16 protein-coding genes are annotated in these 18084 nt (G+C 60.3%); 4 read left to right on the top strand and 12 right to left on the bottom strand.

Going from position 1 to position 18084, the window contains the following annotated elements; all coding sequences use genetic code 11:
- Nucleotides 1-110: 110 nt before the first annotated feature.
- Nucleotides 111-704 (top strand): hypothetical protein, encoded by a 594-nt coding sequence (locus IFT66_RS17815; RefSeq protein ID WP_192078400.1) that lies wholly within the window; start codon nt 111-113, stop codon nt 702-704.
- A 79-nt stretch (nt 705-783) separates the two neighbouring features.
- Here the strand turns inward: IFT66_RS17815 and IFT66_RS17810 are convergent, their stop codons facing one another.
- Complete coding sequence (locus tag IFT66_RS17810) at nt 784-1434, bottom strand: hypothetical protein (RefSeq protein WP_092662941.1); 651 nt, start codon at nt 1432-1434, stop codon at nt 784-786.
- A gap of 349 nt (nt 1435-1783) precedes the next feature.
- Here IFT66_RS17810 and IFT66_RS17805 point away from each other — a divergent pair, with 349 nt between their 5' ends.
- The gene (locus IFT66_RS17805; protein ID WP_162728384.1) at nt 1784-2050 is read left to right on the top strand and encodes a hypothetical protein; all 267 of its coding nucleotides are present in this window, start codon (nt 1784-1786) and stop codon (nt 2048-2050) included.
- 81 nt (nt 2051-2131) lie between these two features.
- Here IFT66_RS17805 and IFT66_RS17800 read toward each other — a convergent pair whose 3' ends face one another.
- The 3 genes from IFT66_RS17800 to IFT66_RS17790 form a co-directional block, all read right to left on the bottom strand.
- Nucleotides 2132-2755: a pyridoxamine 5'-phosphate oxidase family protein gene (locus IFT66_RS17800; RefSeq protein ID WP_192078564.1), complete on the bottom strand. Its 624-nt coding sequence runs from the start codon at nt 2753-2755 to the stop codon at nt 2132-2134.
- A 204-nt stretch (nt 2756-2959) separates the two neighbouring features.
- Nucleotides 2960-4729: a CHASE2 domain-containing protein gene (locus IFT66_RS17795; RefSeq protein WP_274604875.1), complete on the bottom strand. Its 1770-nt coding sequence runs from the start codon at nt 4727-4729 to the stop codon at nt 2960-2962.
- 36 nt (nt 4730-4765) lie between these two features.
- Nucleotides 4766-8410: a FecR domain-containing protein gene (locus IFT66_RS17790; RefSeq protein WP_342344787.1), complete on the bottom strand. Its 3645-nt coding sequence runs from the start codon at nt 8408-8410 to the stop codon at nt 4766-4768.
- Between the two features lie 127 nt (nt 8411-8537).
- Between IFT66_RS17790 and IFT66_RS17785 the strand changes: the two genes are divergently transcribed.
- Entirely contained in the window at nt 8538-9092 is a 555-nt protein-coding gene (locus IFT66_RS17785; protein WP_062459905.1) for a Pycsar system effector family protein, read from the top strand.
- A gap of 143 nt (nt 9093-9235) precedes the next feature.
- Here IFT66_RS17785 and IFT66_RS17780 read toward each other — a convergent pair whose 3' ends face one another.
- The 8 genes from IFT66_RS17780 to IFT66_RS17745 form a co-directional block, all read right to left on the bottom strand.
- A complete protein-coding gene (locus IFT66_RS17780) occupies nt 9236-9958 on the bottom strand; it encodes a hypothetical protein (protein WP_192078398.1) in 723 nt (240 codons plus the stop codon).
- A complete protein-coding gene (locus tag IFT66_RS17775) occupies nt 9958-10989 on the bottom strand; it encodes a zinc-dependent alcohol dehydrogenase (RefSeq protein ID WP_192078397.1) in 1032 nt (343 codons plus the stop codon). The genes IFT66_RS17780 and IFT66_RS17775 overlap by 1 nt, the downstream gene beginning before the upstream one ends.
- 31 nt (nt 10990-11020) lie before the next feature.
- Nucleotides 11021-11902, bottom strand: a complete 882-nt coding sequence (locus IFT66_RS17770; protein WP_342344786.1) for an ABC transporter permease — start codon at nt 11900-11902, stop codon at nt 11021-11023.
- The gene (locus IFT66_RS17765) at nt 11859-12626 is read right to left on the bottom strand and encodes an ABC transporter ATP-binding protein (RefSeq protein ID WP_192078396.1); all 768 of its coding nucleotides are present in this window, start codon (nt 12624-12626) and stop codon (nt 11859-11861) included. Before IFT66_RS17765 ends, IFT66_RS17770 begins: the two co-directional genes overlap by 44 nt.
- A 43-nt stretch (nt 12627-12669) precedes the next feature.
- On the bottom strand, nt 12670-13692 hold the full coding sequence (locus IFT66_RS17760) for an ABC transporter substrate-binding protein (RefSeq protein WP_062459915.1): 1023 nt from the start codon (nt 13690-13692) through the stop codon (nt 12670-12672).
- A 122-nt stretch (nt 13693-13814) separates the two neighbouring features.
- Nucleotides 13815-14768 carry a LysR family transcriptional regulator gene (locus tag IFT66_RS17755; RefSeq protein ID WP_184655829.1) on the bottom strand — a complete coding sequence of 318 codons (954 nt, stop codon included), beginning with the start codon at nt 14766-14768 and terminating at the stop codon, nt 13815-13817.
- The gene (locus IFT66_RS17750) at nt 14758-15666 is read right to left on the bottom strand and encodes an alpha/beta fold hydrolase (protein ID WP_192078395.1); all 909 of its coding nucleotides are present in this window, start codon (nt 15664-15666) and stop codon (nt 14758-14760) included. The genes IFT66_RS17755 and IFT66_RS17750 overlap by 11 nt, the downstream gene beginning before the upstream one ends.
- The gene (locus IFT66_RS17745; RefSeq protein ID WP_192078394.1) at nt 15659-16591 is read right to left on the bottom strand and encodes a LysR substrate-binding domain-containing protein; all 933 of its coding nucleotides are present in this window, start codon (nt 16589-16591) and stop codon (nt 15659-15661) included. Before IFT66_RS17745 ends, IFT66_RS17750 begins: the two co-directional genes overlap by 8 nt.
- Before the next feature lie 144 nt (nt 16592-16735).
- On the opposite strand from IFT66_RS17745, the gene IFT66_RS17740 reads away from it, so the two are divergent.
- The gene (locus IFT66_RS17740; RefSeq protein ID WP_249406486.1) at nt 16736-17992 is read left to right on the top strand and encodes an FAD-dependent oxidoreductase; all 1257 of its coding nucleotides are present in this window, start codon (nt 16736-16738) and stop codon (nt 17990-17992) included.
- The last annotated feature ends 92 nt before the right edge of the window (nt 17993-18084 follow it).

Here is an 18084-nt window from a genome sequence, read left to right as displayed (position 1 = left end):
TCTGCCACAACTCTCGACAGTCGATGACGTCTTGCCTACAACGGATCAGGTCGTATGTTGTCTTGCTAACGTTACGGCGCGCGAAACAACTCCTGAGGAGGAAAGCTGGAATGAATTTCTTCCCGAGGGTGGCTTTGGTGGCCGTCGTCTTGCAGTTGGGTCTCGGTCATGCGCGGGCAGACCGTCCTGATGTGGATCAGTCGGTGATGGTGTTCGGTGGCGCTATGGTCGATGAGAACATGCTCGACGCTGCCAACGTGTTCGGTTCTGAGTACGAAGATAACGCGTTGATTGGGCTGGGTTACCAGGTGTTCCCATACCAGTTCGGGACGTTCAGCTTCGGCCTGGAGGCGGGTCTTGCTGGTCGGTTCGGCCAGAGCACGAGCGGCGAGGTGTGGGGCGGTGTCGTGGGCCGACATGACGGCGTCAAGCTTGGTCCTGTGCGTGTCGCGCCATCGTTCACGTTCGGCCTCAGCCATGTCACCAAAAGCCAGAAAGGTCGGGAGCGGGATCACGAGCAGGAACGGGACGGCAACGCCCGCACCCTGTTCTACCTTGGGCCTGAGCTGAGCCTTTCGAGCGACAAGCTCCCGAACACGGAAGTGTTCTGGCGGCTCCACCATCGCTCAGGCGCATGGGGAACGCTGGGCGACATGCACGGCGGCTCGAACGCCAATGTCGTAGGGGTCCGGTACAAGTTCTGACAAAAAAGGTCCGTATCAGGCTCAGCCTGATCGCATGGCCTGACGTTGGAAATGTCGATCGGCAGATGCCGGCGGCAGATCACACTGACTTTGGGAACAGTGGAGTCACATTCGTGGTTGCATTCCCGGTGGCGGGTTGGAGCTTGTTTGCGGTCGCCTTATCGAGGCCGTGCAGAATCTTGGCCAGCCCTTCCGCCTGACGATAGTAGTCCGGTTTTTCAGGAAGGGTCAGGTCGAACTCGCTGCTGATCCGAGCAATCAGATCCATCGCTCTTGCAGCAAGCCGGGCGTAACCCTCAATGCGGCGCTCGAAAAAGCCGTCATGCGCGGGTTTCGACAAATCGAGGCTTTCGAGAGCGTTCTCGTGGTTGCTAACACGGTTTGAAAACCACAATATCTCTTCGCCAAGATCCGCCCCGAAAAGTTGCCAGTCCGCGTCGTCAGGAAGGATCAGCACTGGTTCGGGAAGATGGAACGCGAACTCCTCCTGGTCCATAGGATTGAACTCAGGCCGGTCATGGACGGCTGCGTAGGCAGCCCCGACGTAGTCATCGAGCGCCAGCATCGTTCGCATTGCAAGGCTGCGCGCGTTCCGGTTTGTCTGTCCCGGACGGACGAGAACGCCGAGTTTGTGGATGGACCGACTGGCGGATCCCAGAGCAAAGCTACCAGCGCCAATCAGCGCTCCCAACGTCATGAAACCTTGCGTTGTGCCGAAGAAATCAATCACCGAGTACCTCGTTAAGTAAGCCCGTCGTGGAGTCGACTGAAGAGTAAAAACCGGAATCGTTCGAAGTGACAGTCTGCACCGAAGCGTGCAGAAAACAAACGTTACCGTTCCAGTTTGATGAGATTTTCAAGATGGAGCGGACTTTACTGGCAATAGATGTGATGCCGAGCAGCCGTGTTCAAGTCTGCGGGCGATGCCCATCCTTCAGCGCGGGGCCTACGTCATAGAGGTTCTCCGTGTCTCCTGGACGAGGCAGTGTCACGAGAAACAGGCCTCGTCGCCGGCAACAAGAACCGCGTCCATGCGTTATCGTCGCAACGGTCTCATGGTAACTGCGAAGAGATCGACAATGGAGACGACGATGGCGGCGGGTGTATTTGACGTTACGCAACTCAACTTGATCAGAGACGCGCACCTCGACTGGTGCGCCGTTAACACCGTTGAGCCGACCAGCGTGTTGGGGGAGGAAGCGGTTGCCTATCTGTTGCGAGCATATGGCACTGGCTGCGACAGTCCCCAAGAGATGATCGCGTCCCTTGATCGTCACATCAGCGAACGGGCGAGCCACGTACAGCTGGGATCGCCTGCTATACCATCATCCGGCGACGAACGTTGAGACCAGCGGCTGAGGCAACTCTGCCCGGCGACCGACCACGCAATCTCGTGCGTAAGTCTTAGACGATCGTTCGAGCGTCGGTCACAAGGCTTTGCCTTCCAAACGGGCCCGCAGTGTCGCGTTTTCGGCTTCCAGCTGATGCAGTCTTTGACGAAGGGGTGCTACCGCTTCCTCGACCTGCTGCTCGGTATAGCGCGGGATGATGTGTTGTGGGCAGTTCCAGTCGTAAGCCTCGAGCCGAAGCTTGAATAACCGCTCAGGCCTGCCTTTGTAGGTGGGATCGGAGACCAGATCTGTAAGAGCCTGATCGGCATCGAGCGTTAGCCGCTCGACATGCGCGTAGATTTTGAGCCGGGCTCGGCGGACGTAGTCCATAAGGAACAGGCAGGCCCGGTCGTTGGCTGCAAAATTTCCTGCACTGATGTACTGGCGGTTACCTCTATAGTCGGCAAATGCCATGGTTCGATGATCGACGACCTTCAAAAAACCAGCTCTCCCTCCACGGTGTTGAACGTATGGCCACCCGGTTTCAGACACCGATGCCATGTAGAAGCTGTCGCGCGACGCGATGAAGGCGATTTCGTTTTCCGTGAATGTATCTGAGGGGCGGTCGTGGTTGCCCAACCATATTTGATCCGCACCCATATCCGCCTGTGCGGCTCTCACGCTCGGCGTCACGGCGACTTCCAGGAAGTGATACGGCACGTGAACCCCCATATTCAGGCGGGCCCGCATGGTGACCGCACGGTGCGGCGCCGCGGATTGGACTATAGCTCGACCAAATCATAGATTGGAATGCTCATTCTTCCGGCCGGTGGACATTCCGGCCGCAGTTGATCGGGATCACACTCTTCGGCTCGTCTCTATCGAAGCACGCTTTCTCCCGTCAAAATCTTCCTGTCCGATCTCCTACCGCACAACAGTGAAAACCGAGACTTCCTCGCTCTTGCCTTTGACGACGATGCGGCCGAGCTCCCTCACACCGCTCGTGTCGGCCAGGCTGGCCGCAGTCCCTGCCCCGATCAATAGGGAGACGCCGAGGTTCTTGGATTCCCCCTCGAGACGTGCTGCCAGATTGACGGCATCGCCGAGCGCGGAATAGTCAAAGCGCCGGGTCGAACCCATGTTGCCCACGACGCAATCACCCGTGTTGATGCCGATGCCGATACGCAGCTCGTGATGCGTTCGACCGGCGATCTCCGCCTCACGCGCGAGCTCGGCGTTCAGGCTCTCCATTGAAGCGAGCATTGAGAGCGCGGCTGAAACCGCGTGATCGGCATGGTGGGGATCGTCGAGCGGCGCATTCCAGAATGCCATCAGGCAGTCGCCGATATATTTGTCGATCGTTCCCCCATGGGAGAGCACTATATCCGAAAGCGGCGTCAACAGCCGGTTAATCAGCTCGGTGAGGTGTTGAGGGTCATCCTTTAGCTGCTCGGCGATTGTGGTGAACCCGCGGACATCGCAGAAAAGGACGCTCAGCTTCTTCTTCTCACCGCCAAGCTTCAAACGGGTCGGATCGCTGGCCAATTGAGAAACAAGGTCAGGCGATAGGTACTGAGCGAACGCTTGCGTGATTTGGCGACGGCCCGCCCGCTCCTTCGCGTAATCGAGCCCCGCCTGCGCAGCGCTCATGCTGAGCATCGCCAAAGCGGGTGAGACCGGAGACACAAACACCCTCCCGAACCGCAACGCCGCGTAAGCTCCACCCAGCATCACGACAAGCGCGACACTGTTGTACAACACGGTTTTCCAACCCGTATCCTTGCGGACCAGCAGCGCCCCGATGACGACCGCACCAAACAGCAGAAGTTGACGCAGTGCCTGGTCAGCTTCTGTAACGGAAGATCCCAGTCTTATGTTGTCGACGATCGTCGCCTGAATTTCAGCGCCGGCCGTCAGGTGACCGGTGTGGACGGTGTAGGGTGTTGCATAAGCGTCCGCTCCGCCCTTCTCCACCGTCGCTGCGGTTTGAAGGCTTAGACCGACCAGAACGATCCTATCCTTGAAAAACCCATCGGGCAGGAACCGCTCCGGCTCGAGCGCCTGGTAATAGGAAACTGTCGGGTATGTGCGGGCTGGCCCGTAAACCTGGAGCAGTTTGTTCGGCACTCCCACGGAAATTTCGAAACCTGCAGCAGTCGCAACCGTGGCGGCGAAGCCATCGTCATAGGGTGGCAGACGACGCAGAACGCCGTCGCGATCAAGCGTAATCGAGGCAATGCCCGTCAAAGCATAGGCGTCACTGAACATTTGCAGCGGCAGAACCCGCACGAACTGATCCGCCTGCGCAGACGTCACAAGCGTTTCGTCACCGGCGAGCACGACGTCTGGTCCAAGCGCTGCGGCAAGGGCGGCGTCGTCTCCCGGATTGGACGGCTCCGCGAAGATGATGTCCATGCCGATCGTCTTGGCACCGGCCGCGCGCAACGCCGTGACCAGTCTTGCATGCAGGCCTCGTGGCCACGGCCACTGGCTCTGGATTTCGGCGAGAGAGGGTTCGTCGATCGCAACGACGATCGGGCTGTCCGAGGTAAGCGGCAAAGGGTTGAGGGTCGAGAGATAGTCGAACGCACGGTTGTCGAGCAGCGACCAAGCTGGAAGCTGAGCGATCAACGTCAATGCGACGTAGATTATCAGTGACAGCGCCGTGAGCTTTAGCTGCCGAGACCGGAGCATGGGCCCGCCGCGGGCATTCGACCGACTACCGGACATCTAAAAACGAACCTTCAACGTACCCTTGAAGGATCTTCCCCATGCGGGAACGCCGGCGTCGACTTCGAACTCTTCGTCGAGCAGATTGAAAGCCTCCAGTATCAGCGCCATCCGCTTGTCGAGAGGCTCCCAGGTCAGCTTGCTGTCGAGCGTCCAGTAGTCACCAAGGCCAGTCCCGGCACTGCCTATCCGCTCGCCAATGTAGTTGGCGGCCAGCGAAACCTGGACATTGGCCGGATTGACATAGGTGAGCGCCAGCTGGCCTGCCCATTCCGGGATGAACGGCAAGGATGAGCCGGCGGGCAGGCTGCCGCCTTTTTCTTCCGGATCCGCGTAGGCGATCGTGGACGAGAGACCGAAGCCGTGCCCTAAGAGAAGATTGCCTGTCAGACTCGCCCTATCGATGCGTCCCTCGCTGGTGGTGAAGGGAACGGCTGTCAGTGGAACTGCGATCTGCATGTCGCGCACGTCCTGGTGCTGGAACTCCGCAGCCGTGAAGAACCGGTCTGTCCACTCGGCATCCCACCGAAGTGCGACCGTATCGGCACGTCCTTCGGGTGCAACGTCGAAAGCATTCGGCTGCAGGCCGACGACAGAGACCGGCGACAGCGTCGGCGTCGACAGATCCGTGCTGCTGCGCATCACGGCAGCGCGGAGCCACTGTCCCTCGGCAGGTGACCAGGCAAGGCCGAGACGCGGCTCTAGGCGAACACCGTCAGATGCGTCGTTGCTGAGGTAGTTACCGAATACGGCGTACTCAGCCTTCAAGTTTGACTGGATCTCGTGGAGCAGATCGACATAAACGCTTGCGACGCTCGTGCGATCCGAGCTGCTGACGGTCCTAGCACCCCCGTTAAGAAGGTCTTCTAACGTCTGTGACTGGGATTCGGAGATCCAGCCTCCTTCAACACCATAGCGCCAAGTCAGATCACCCGCATTGAACGTATGGCTGGCTGCGGCAATATAAGCATTTTCTTCAAACTCATCGCTTTCCCGCGCGAATGGAAGGGTCGGGAACGGAGGTCCAAAGTCGATCTCGCTGTACCGGGTGTCATTGCGCCTTGTCCCGCTGTACAGAATGGCCGCGTTCATGACATTCTCGTAGGCGAATGTGTGGCTCCAGCCTAAGCCGCCGTTGCGGCTTCTCCCGACGATCTCATTCCTCACAAGGGGGAAGGCTCCAGAGCTTGTCACCTCTTGGTCGAAGGTGCTCTTGGCGTCGTTGTAATAGAGAACGATGCGGTCGTAATAGGTCGGACTGGTGGTCAGGAAGACATTGCCGCCGAGCACCTCCAGCTCTGTCCCGATATCCGTGATCAAGCCGGCATCGCGGCTGTCGAGTGATTTCTGCCATTCGAAATTGGCGTAGTAGCTCGTCGGGTTCGGGAAGTTCGTATAGCCCTGAATCTCTGCCTCGCCCGTCCCGCCGGTGCCTCCGCCCGCCGCAGTGAAGCCACCTCCGACAGACACTTCGAAGAACGGCCGGGTGAGAATGTCAAACCCGCGACTGGGAGACGAGATCAGTGTCGGCTCCAGCAGGAGCCCCTGAAGCGTTGATGAAAAGAATTGCCCGTTCGGGGCATTGTTGATGACGTCTTCACCATAGAGGTAGCTGTTCGCGAAAGGGTTGACGCTGCCACGGATGCTTTCATCGATATAGGCAGCACCGGAAAATGGATCGAAGACGGCATCGCTGTAGAATTCGCCCCAGGCGTTCAGGCCTTGAAAGCGGAACGCACTGTTGAGAATCGAACCCGCCTGCTGGTTTGCGCCAAGCGACGTGTACTCACCACCGCGCGCTCGCGCACGCAGGACGTAGTCTCGCGCATGTTGGATCGCACCCGGCGCATCATACTCCGAAATGGCCACCGAGGCCCGAACCGCCGAGATGACGGGATCGTTGTCATCCAGTCTATCGGCATTGTCGATCGCCTGTTCTGCAGCGACACGGTCCCCTTTCTGGTAGTAGGCCGCGCCAAGGACAATTTGCCCCTGGGCATCCGCCGGATTGGAAACAGTGCCTGCGAGCAGGTCTTCGACCGCCTTGTCGGGCTCGCCTGTCTGGAGATAGTAGCGACCTCTCGCAATCAGAACCTGATCCAGAGCCGGATCCGCAGCCATGGCGAGATCGATCTCGCGCTTCGCCTCCTTCACCCGGTTTGTGTCCAGATAGAAGATCGCCAGATTCGAGTGCGATATAGGATCGATCGGATCCAACTCGATCGCCTTTCGAAGCGCTGCCTCTGCCTCTCGATTGGCACCTCTGGTCGAGTGGATGTCGGCGATCGCATTCCAGGTGGTGCTGCTTCCAGGCGTTACCTTCAGAACCTCGTAGAGATCTGCCAGCGCTCCGTCGTTATCGCCCTGGAACCCTGCCTTGAAATGAGATCGCGCCTCCAGCGCAGTGGGCTCATGCGGATCGAGAGACAGTGAGCGGTTTATCGCCTCCTCCGCCTGCTTGCGGTCATTCAACAACAACGCGATCCAGCCGCGATAGGCCGGAAGCGAGGGGTCGGAAGGGTACTGTCGCTCCGCTTCGCGAAGAGCCTCGATCGACGCGTTCAGGTCCTTCAGGAAACCGACCGCATAGGCCCGCAGAAATGCGGCTTCCGGTCCTCCAGCGCTCGGTGGCAGCGGCTCGACACGGCTTGGATCTGCCAGCGACCGAGCATAATAGCCACCCCAGAGTGCGATCGCTCTCCTGCGCGGATCGAGGCGGTGAGAAACCTGCGCGAAAAGGGCCGCCGCTTCACCGTATCGCGCTTGGTTGGCTGCGATGATTGCCTTGATCAGGATCAGCCGGTCCCGTTGGGTCGATGATAACTGCGTGCGCTCCAGCGCACCAAGCATCTCCATTGTCTTTGCCGGGCCTTCAAGCGACAACTGCGCTTCCGCCAGATCGACCAGGTCGGCGGCCGAACGCTTCTCAGGTGGAATCGCCAGAATCCGATCCGCATTTCGGCGCATGTCTGCAAATGGGACCGCTGCTGGCGGCATACGCTCGAACGCTTCTCGCGGTGGAAGGTAGAACAGCATTTGTTCGCGGTCATCGGAGTCGACGATAACCACCTTGCGAGGCGCCTGGCCCAAGGTGGCTGCTGCCGCCTCACCCGCACGCACGTCGACCATGCCTTGTGGATTGGCGAGTTGCACGACCCCGTCGAGGACCGTCAGCGACGTGTCGTTGCCGCTGACCGTCATGGTCCAGTCGGTCCCTCGAATAGCGGCAGCCGCTGCGGCCGTCTGGACCTGTACGCCGGGCCCTCCGCGCTCGGCCCGGGCCCAGATCGTTCCTGACTGAAGCTGCAACACCGTGTCGGAACTCGTCTCACTGGTGATCTGCTTCACGACCATCGAGGTGTTGCGGCCGAGCCTGACCTGGGTACGGTCCGAGAAAACGATGGCGAGCTGGCCGACCTCGTTCGTGCGCAGGATATCGCCGCTCATCAGGTCCTGTTTGAGATCGACGGACTGCCAGTCGGACACGTCAATAAAGCGGACTTCCTCGCCGGTCTTACGTGCGATGACGGCCCCAGCTGCAGTACCTGAGCGCGGAACGGGCTCCGCACCCGCAGGCTCAAGTGCAGCCGATAACAGAACAGCCGTCGTCATCGACAGCACTTTTGCTGCCTTAAAAAGTTTCACTCTACAATCCGGCATCCCCCGCCGCTCCACCCTTAAGCAACTAAGTGTCGTAGTCGCCCTAGCAAGACTATTGAATAGCCGCCAGAGTCTTATTAGAGAGGATACTTTGTAAGCGGGGAATTTTCACGTGAGTGACTTTGATAGCGCACCTACGGAGATGCTTGACCTGACCATGGCGAGCGGTGAGGTGACGGAGGAGTACATAAACCACATCCGGAAGATCAACGACGTCTTCTATGATCAGATCAAGATAGCCGACCAAAAGGCCGCCTATATCTTCACGTTCATGCTGGCTTTCTTGATCTCTTCTGCGGAAGGGCGAAGTGTGTTCGATTGGGCGCTCTATGCAAAGGCAGACATTCCGGAGGCATTGCTTCGCGCGATACTGGCCTGCGCGTCAGTCTTTTCAATCATTTGCGCAATCCTGGTTGTCCTCCCCCGCAACATCCCCCGCTCGACGTCTCTCTTCTGGGGAACCTGGCCGCATCATCGCCCGCTGTTCGAGCTCGCTGCGGCGAACCGCGATGTCTCTTACCTGTTCAACGAATATCTCGATAACGCCGACATCCTGTCGCTGATCTCGCGCCGTAAGTACAAGTGCGTGTCGTTCGCCTTCCGCGGACTGGTCCTGACCGTCCTCGCCTATGTCATTCTCCTGCTGGCGACGCAGAACATCCGCTAATCACGCCATCTTGAGGCGATGAGCAGTACTCAACCCCGGTCCTGTTCATCGTCACATCGGCACGGCTGCGGCACCCACCAAGCGACCGCGGAATCGGTCTTTCGAAAGAGGTCGATCCATTCCGTTTCTGACGTCGATTTGGATCAGGTGTGATCGCCGCTATGCCACATCGTGTTGGTGTCGATCTCGGACCGATGCGAGGGAAAGTCTTCGCCGCGGTAGCTGATCAGCAGCTTGAACAGGTCGCTGCGCAGCCTTTTGCGGGGTTCGAGACGGTGCTCGATCTGCCGCGTCAATGCGGCCTGCATGACCGATAAAGCTTCGACGGAGGTTCCTTCGGCGATGATGACAACATTGACCGTATCAGGGTCGGTCGCTTCATCCTGCTCGAAAACCTCGTACACCTGGTTGGGCTCGGCGAGTACGACCTGGAAGCCCGTTATGCGGGTCTGGGTCATCAGCTGGCGCAGAATTTCTTCCATCGTCGGTATCGATGCATGGGCCTTTCCGCTTTCGACAGAATAGGCCTGCACGAGTGTTGCGCCTCCGATACCGCTTCCAGCTTTCACAGCGATCTCGCCCGGGATCCGCAGCACGCTCGAAAAATGCTGCCGCATTTTCTGAGACCAGGGGGTCGGATTTCGCACAAGATCGAGATAGGACGGCTGCTCGATCACCTCGAGACTTTCAAGCTCGTAGAGGGTGAAATAGCTCTCTTTTTCGGCTGCCGAAACGTATCGGCTGGCGGCACGCATGCCGGCGACCGTCAATCGCTCCGGGACATGCTCGAATGTGTGCCAGGCGTCGTATTCCTCCGCCATGGCGGCGGGATAATCGTTCCAGAGCGCGAGAATGGCGGGGCTCATCAGGGCTCTCCCATGCGAAGGACGACCTTCGATGCGATACGGTCCTGCGCGGCCTGGAACCCCGTTAGCGCGTCCGACAGTGTGAGCGTGTGCGAAATCAGCTGTCGCATCAGCGGCTGATTGGCGTCAAGAAAGGCAATGACGCCGTCCCAGTCGGCAGCAGGTGCCCGGTAGGAGCCGCGGATCTGCTGATGCATGCGCACGACGGATGTGAGGTCGATTTCGGCTGGCCGAGGGTGGATGCCGACAACGGTGAAGATCCCGCGCTTCTTGAGATACGGCAGCGTCGCGCTGACGAGCGCGGGTACGCCGGCCGCCTCGATGATCGCGTCGAACGGCGCAAGGTCCGCCAGGGCGCTCGCCATGTCTGTCTTCGCCGTATCGATCAGTTGCTCGAAACCGGCCGCGCGGAGTGCATCCAGCCGCGGCCCGTCATCGCGGCCGATCACTACGACCTTGGCACCTTTCGCCCGTGCCATGATGGCGATGCCCTGTCCGATGAAACCCGGACCGATCACCAGAATGGTTTGCCCCGACTGGACCTCCGCAGTCGCGACCGCCTCGGCGCAGACGGTCATCGGTTCTGTCAAAGCCGCAACATCCATGTCGAGACTGTCGGGAAGGACGTGGCAGTTTTCGTAGGGCACGCACACGAACCCTGCGAATGCGCCGTTGCGGCCAATGCCGATCCCTTTGCGCGCCGTGCAATTGTCTTCGTCGCCGCGAAGGCAGGCATCGCAACGGCCGCAGGTGGTAGAGGGTCTTGCGGTCACGCGGGTGCCGATAATCGTTTCCGACAAAGCCTCCCCTACCCGTTCGATCGTGCCCGCAAACTCGTGGCCAAGGGTGACGGGCATGGCGCGCTCCATCGACTCGTAGCCCGGCGTCCACTCCGCGATGTGCAGGTCTGTTCCGCAGATGCCGGCCGAATGGACACGGACCAGAACGTCGCGCGGAGCAAGAGCTTCCGGCACGCCGATCTCGCGAAACTCCACGCCTTTGGCGGGCCGGACCTTTTGCAATGCCAGCATGGTGTCGTTCCCTTCGATAATATTTAGGTGTTTAGCCGCGCCAGCTCAGAAAGCGCTTTTCTACCTGCCCGATTACAAAATTCACGAGCAGTCCCATGACCGACAGGATGGTGACGCCGGCAAAGAGCTTTTCCAGGTCGTAGAGCGAGCCGGCCTCAAGGATGTAAGAGCCGACGCCGTATTGCGCACCGAGCATCTCTGCGGCGACGAGAAGAATGATCGCGATCGAAATCGAGACGCGCAGACCCGAAAGGATGGCCGGGAATGCCCCGGGCAGGACGATCTTGCGGACGATCGACCACCAGTTCAGCCCGAAGCTCTGGCCCATGCGGATCAGCGTGCGATCGACGTTGTCGACGGCGCCATAAGTCGCAACCACGGTCGGCGTGAACGTGCCGAACGCGATCAGTGCGTATTTCGACATTTCGTCGATGCCGAACCAGATGACGAACAGAGGCAGGAGCGCGATCTTGGGGATCGGGAACAGCGCCGCGACAAGCGGGACCAGTCCGGCGCGGACATAACTGAAAAGACCGATCAGCACGCCGACCGCTATGCCGACGCTGATGCCCATGAACGCACCGACGAAAAGCCGCTGCAGTGAAGGCAGAAGATGCTTCCACAGAAGACCCGTCTGCCAAAGCTGGACAAAGGTATCGAGGACCGCCGAGGGCCGTGGCAGCGTCAGGTTCGAGATGAACCCGCTACGGGTGCCGATTTCGGCGAGCGCGATCAGAACGACAAAGACGGCAATGCCGACGCCCTGCACGGGGATCGGCGCAAAGCCGCCACCACGGAACGATACGGTCGATATCTTTCCTGTTTCACCCTTGCTTGATGTCTCGACAGGGCTGGAAAACGTGGTGACGTCAGACATTGACCAACTCCTTGTCGGCCGCCATGGCCTCTTCACGCATGAGATCCCAGAGCTGCTTCTGTTTTTCTTCCAGTACAGGATCGCCGAGATGCCGATCCGACAGTGGAATGTCGATATCGACGATCTCGCGGATCCGGCCTGGCCGGCGGGACAAGACGACGACGCGGTGCCCGAGCCGGACCGCTTCGTTGAGATTGTGGGTTACATAAACCGAGGTGAACGGCTGGCGCGTCCAGAGCGAGATCAGGTCATCCATCAGCAGTTCGCGGGTCTGGCTGTCGAGGGCTGATAGCGGTTCGTCCATCAGCATGACTGCGGGATGGACCGCAAGCGCCCGGCTGATTGCCACACGCTGGCGCATGCCGCCCGACAGTTGCTTGGGGAGCGCTTTGCGGAACTCGGAAAGGCGGGTGCGATCGAGAACATCCGTCACGATTTCGTCCATCTGACGCCCGCTCAGGCCATGGTCCTCGAGGACCAACCGGATATTGCCCTCGACCGTGCGCCAGGGCAGCAGAGCGAAATGCTGGAAGACGTATGTCAGCGGGTTGAGCGAATCTGCCGGCGGATTGCCGACCTGCAGCACGTTGCCGGAGGTCGGCCGCTCCAGGCCACCCAGGAACCGAAGCAGGGTCGACTTGCCGCAGCCCGACGGTCCGATCAGGCAGATGATCTGCCCTTGTGGAATGTCGAGCGAAATATCCTTCAGAACCTCGACGGCTCCATAGGAGTGGCTGATGTTGTTGAGCTTCAGATCCATGGGTACTCCAGGCAGGCCGCAGTGCTGCCGCGGGTTCGACCGGTCAGATGGTCTTGACGTAGGACGTATCGAACAGCTGTTCGTTGGTGATCGCGTCCTTGACCATTCCTTCGGACTTGAACCATTCGAGCTGTTCGACACAGCTTCCAAGCGACAATGCGAGGCCCTCGTTGACGCGCATGGCGCCTTCGATCAGGTTCTGCTTGGCCGTTTCGAATGGGCTGTCGCTTTCCACATATTTGTGGACGATCTTGGCCAGGGCGTCGCGCTCGGCGTCATCTGCCTTGTTGTCGACGAAGGCAGCGTTGTAGTCGGCGATCGCCCGCGAATAGGCCTTGACGAAAGACGCTGTCATGTCGCGCTCGTTGGCGGCGTTTTTGGTCGAGGTAAAGGCGGTCGTCACCTGGTAATCCGGTGCGTAGTCCGACACGAGGCCGATTTGCTTGGCAGCGCCTTCGCGGATCATCTTCTTGGCGACATTCGGCTGAATGGCCCAGGCATCGATCTGGCCCGTGGTCAGGGCGCCGACGATTGCGCCAAGCTTCTGCAGCGGACGCAGCTGGATGTCGGACAGCTTGATGTTGTTGGCTGTGGCAATCTTGTGCGCCATGAAATGGAAGGAGGATCCGGCCGTTGTGATGCCGAAACTCTTGCCGGACAGTTTCGAAGGGTCGGTGAGACCGGCCTCATAAGCCTTGTTCGACGCAAGGATAATCGCGCCGGTAACGCCCTTCTGTTCGGTCAGCGCGCCGCCGATAACCTTGATGGCGTCCTTTTGCGCGAGGCTGATCAAGCCACCGCTCATCGCGGTAACGCCGAAGTCGGCATCACCCGAAGCGATTGACACGGCCATCGGCTGCGCTGCTTCGAAGAACTTCAGTTCGATGTCCAGCCCTGCGTCCTTGTAGTAGCCGCGCTCGAAGGCAATGAAGCTCGGTGCGTGGCTGGCAAGGTGAAGCACGGCGAGGTTACGGGTTGCAGCCCGTGCAGGCAGACCAAAAGCCGCAGCGCTGCCGAGTGCACCCATGCCGATGAGTGCCTGACGGCGGTTCATTTGAAACTTCATGATTATCCTCCTCCAAGGACGGCGTTGCGTTACGCCAGTGCCCCTCATTGCCACTCACCGCACCAGAAGACAACAAACAATGATTATGCCTCCCATGCCTTCAGAGCATGTTACCTGGCCTCTCAGGGCAGCGGCGGCAGGGCTGACAGTCGTGCGGCGAGGATCTCGATCAGTTTGCGCAGGTTGGCAGAGTGCGAGCGACGACGGTTCCACAGGACGGATATCGAGAACTGGGGTGCGTTGTGGATCGGCCGGATGACAAGATTGCTGCCAACCGGGCCGAGAGTCGTGACGTAGTCGACAAGGACGATACCCATAGCTTCGTTCGCCAGCGCCAAGGCAGTGTCGGAAAAGCGCGCAACGGCACGGGTGTTGACCTTCAGTTTCTCGCGGCTGAGGAAACGATCAACGATTGTCTGATGGGCACCCCCGGCGGCAAAGCTGATGAAATCGACGTCGGCAAGATCCGCTGCATGGATGACGGGACGGGCCGCAAGGCTATGGCTCTTGGGAATGACGGCCACCAGATCGACGCGCCCGACATGTTCCCTTTCGATCAGCGGATGGTCCAGCGAAGCAATCGTCACCACCGCTTCACCGCGGCCGGTAATCAGATATTCCTCGATCTGGTCGACCGGCAGCACGTCGAAGAACAACTCGATACCCGGCACTTCGACGGAGAGCGTCCGCAGCGCCTGCGGAACCAGCGCCCGCGCCACGCTGGCCGTCGAACCGACCCGAAACACGGCGGTTTCGCCGCGCGCGATACGGCCGATCTGCGTTCCAACACCGGTCAGCTGGCGGATCAACGGATCGATTTCCGCGTATATTTCCAGCGCCTCGGACGTCGGCACCAGCCCGTTACGATCACGGGCGAAAAGCGCGATTCCAAGCAGGTCCTCAATCCGGCGGATCGTGCGGCTGAGCGCCGGTTGCGATATGGTGAGAACCTTGGAGGCGCCGGTGATCGAACGCGCCTGCATTACCGCATGGAAAACCTCCATCTGGCGCAGGCTCAGCAATCCGTCGGTGGTGGCCGGCACCCTGTGCTGGTGGTCGTCGTTCTCAGCGGGCATCGGTGATTTTCCCAAGGAAGGCCAGCAACCTCTCAATCATCTGGTCAGCCGCCGTTTCGGGCAGCAGATGTCCGCCTGGAAGACCCTCGCATTCTACCGAGACCGCCCAGTCAGCCCAGATGTCGAGCGGCGTGCGTCCGCCACCGTAGAGCCGGCCTTGTTCGGAGAGCACCAGCACCGGCGCCTGTATCTTTCGACCGGAGTTGCGATCGGCAAGGTCGTCTGCCTCGTCCACCGACGCGCCAGCCCTGTAGTCTTCGCACATCGCATGACGGACCTCGTCACTGTCGAAGGCCATCCGGTAGTCTTCCAGCGCCGCAGGATCGATCAGGCGGATGTCGCCGGCCATCTTGGCGAGCGTCAAGTCGATAAGAAAACGCGGATCGGCCGCCATCAGCGTTTCAGGCAGCGGTGCGGGTTGCGCCAGCATGAACCAGTGCCAGGCGCCAAGCCCGAAAGCCTTGCCTGCCCCTTCCCACATTTCCGGCGTCGGCACGACGGTGACGGAAACCAGTGCGCGCACCTCCTCCTCGAAATCGAGCGCGAGCCGATAGGCAACCCTTCCGCCGCGATCGTGGCCGACGACGACGAAGCGGTCGTGCCCAAGGGCTCGCATCATCTCGTGCAGGCTCTTCGCCATCCGGCGCTTGGACCCCATATCCATGAGCGTCCCGGTGACCCGGCTATCGCCGTAACCCGGCAGGTCGGGCACGACCACGGAATAGGAAGCAGCGAGCACGGGCGCCATCCGGTGCCAGGCCGAACGGGTTTCCGGATAGCCGTGCAGCAGCAGGATGGCAGGGCCGGAGCCTGAGGTGAGGACGGCGAAATCGACATCAGCCGTCTGGACGCGACGGTCCTTGAACCCCGGGAACAGGGCGTTTGCCGGTCTACTCATCGGTTTTCGCTCCTGCTTGCGTGTTTGTCACAGCTGCCGCGATTTCTCGGAGCGCGGTGATCAGGCTGTCGACGCCTTTCTGTCTTGGACGACGGTCGCAGACGTGAACATAGGCGGAAACGCTGGCGCTGTTTTCGATCGGTATTGCCACCAACCCATGGACATCGCAGTCGATTGCCGAAAAGGCATCGAGAACGCTGATGCCGATACGTTCGGAGACGAAGGCGAGAGCGGCGTCGACAAAATGGACGTAGACCGCCGTTTTGCGCGTCTCGCCCCAGCGCTGATAGGTCTGATCGATCAGAAGACCGTGCGTCGTGGCCGCGCCAAACGAAATTAGTTGTTCGTCCGAAAGATCCGCTGGCCTGACGGACCGTCTACCTGCCAGCGGATGGCCAGCAGGCACCACGCAGACCAGGCCAGCGGTGGCGATCGGGACAGTCTGGATAACCGGATCGTTAACCTCCGCGATCGTCGCGACGCAGGCCCCTTGGCCAAAGAGGAGGTAGTCACGCACATCGCGCTGCGACAAGGAATCGCTGTAGAAAGTGCCGGCGGTGCCTTGCTTCTGCAAGCGCTTCAGTGCCTTCGGGATCAGCCGGGCGCCAAGGCTTGGCGTGGAGCCGAAGCGGAAGGTGGACGCGTCGCCCCGGGCAATCGAGTAGATGACATCGGACAGTATTTCCGACTGCTGATGAACATGCTCGACCTCGGCAAGAATGAGTTCGGCCTCCTGCGTCGGGACCAGCCGGCCGGAGATGCGGGCAAACAGCGCGATGCCGAGCTGGTCCTCCAGACGCTTGATCGCGGTCGACAGGCTGGGCTGCGAAACGCCGAGATGTCTTGCGGCAACCGTCAGCGAACCCGTCGCCATGATCGTCCGAAAAATCTCGATCTGCCGTTCCTTGAGCTTGGGGTTCGGCATCCGCCACGGGTCTCCGTCCTATAAATCCGGGTTATACCCTGGTTCGGAAACTGTATTGGCGTCAATACCCGCGGCCGCCTATCGTCGCCTTTATGCTCGCAACCGCAGTGAGCATCATCTATTGAGAACCATAGGATGAGCATTATGCGTGGTGGTCGATATGATGTCGTGGTGGTCGGAGGCGGTGCAGCCGGCATGAGCGCGGCGGTGGCCGCATCCCGATCGGGCGCACGAGTTCTGCTCGTCGAGCGGTACGGATTTCTCGGCGGCGCAGCCGCAAATTCTCTGGTTCTCGCCTATTGCGGCTTCTACCAGAAAGGCCCCGAACCGGTCTTTGCCGTGCGCGGCATAGGTGCGGATCTCTTGCACACCCTCGGCACGCTCGGCCAGGAGGTCGCGCCGATCAGGTCGAGCAGCGGCAACTGGATCGTCATGCTGGATCCGGAGGCAATCAAGTTCGGCTTCGACCAGATGACCGACGCTGCCGGTATCGACGTGTTGCTGCACTCTCGCGTGACAGCCGTCGCAACCGGCTCGGACGGCCTGACCGCAATCACCGTGACTGACCACGCCGGTTGCTACGAGATCACTGCCGCCGCATTCGTCGATGCCAGTGGCGAGGCAGCGCTCGCATCGCTCGCCGGGTTCGAAATGACAGTCAACAGCATGGCAGGCGACAAGGTTCAGCCGGCCTCCATGCCGGTTCGCATCGGCGGAGTAGCGCCAGGGGTCTCATTCGACCGGGCGCGGATGGCAGACCTGATTGCAAGGCACAACGAGAGCGGCGATACGCAAATTCACCGTGCAGACGGGGGCGTTATGCTGCGGCTTCCGACATCGAACGACTACTGGTGGATGACGATCGACCTCGACACGGACGGTTTGAGCGGCGCAAGTCTTGGATCAGCGGAACGCCAGGCACGACGAGAAGCGTGGCGAAACCTTCAGTTGTTGCGGCAGCTACCGGGCTTTGAAAAGGCCTTCATCGCGGCGACCGGACCGCAGATCGGCATCCGCGAAACGCGCCGGCCACGGTCGCGCGACGATCTGACCGGCGCGGCCCTGGCAAAAGGCGAGCGGCGCGAAGACGGTATCGGCCGCGCGGCCTGGCCGATGGAAGTTCACGAGGCGCCTGGAAAAGTTCGTTTCGCCGATCTTGGGGGAGAAGGATTTGCAGACATCCCGATGGGATCGATCGAGGCTGCCGGAGCATCCAATCTTTTCCTCGCGGGCCGCGTCGCCGGGGCCGATCAGGCAGCCTACGGTTCGCTGCGGGTGATGGGAACCGCTTTCGCAACAGGGCATGCAGCCGGCATTGCCGCAGCATTGCGCGCCTCGAGCACCACAGTTTCGGCCGACGACGTGCGGGCAGCGCTTACGCTCCAGGGCGCGTTGATTTGAAATCCTGCAGGTTCACTGGCGGCCGGAAATCTTCGGGGCAACAATGACTTTGATCACCGCAGTGCCGGGGCCGCGTTGAGTTCAACACGGCC

This window comes from Rhizobium sp. CFBP 13726 (genome assembly GCF_014841925.1).
GTDB classification, from domain to species: Bacteria; Pseudomonadota; Alphaproteobacteria; order Rhizobiales; family Rhizobiaceae; genus Neorhizobium; species Neorhizobium soli.
This window is presented reverse-complemented; position numbering and strand designations above follow the sequence as displayed.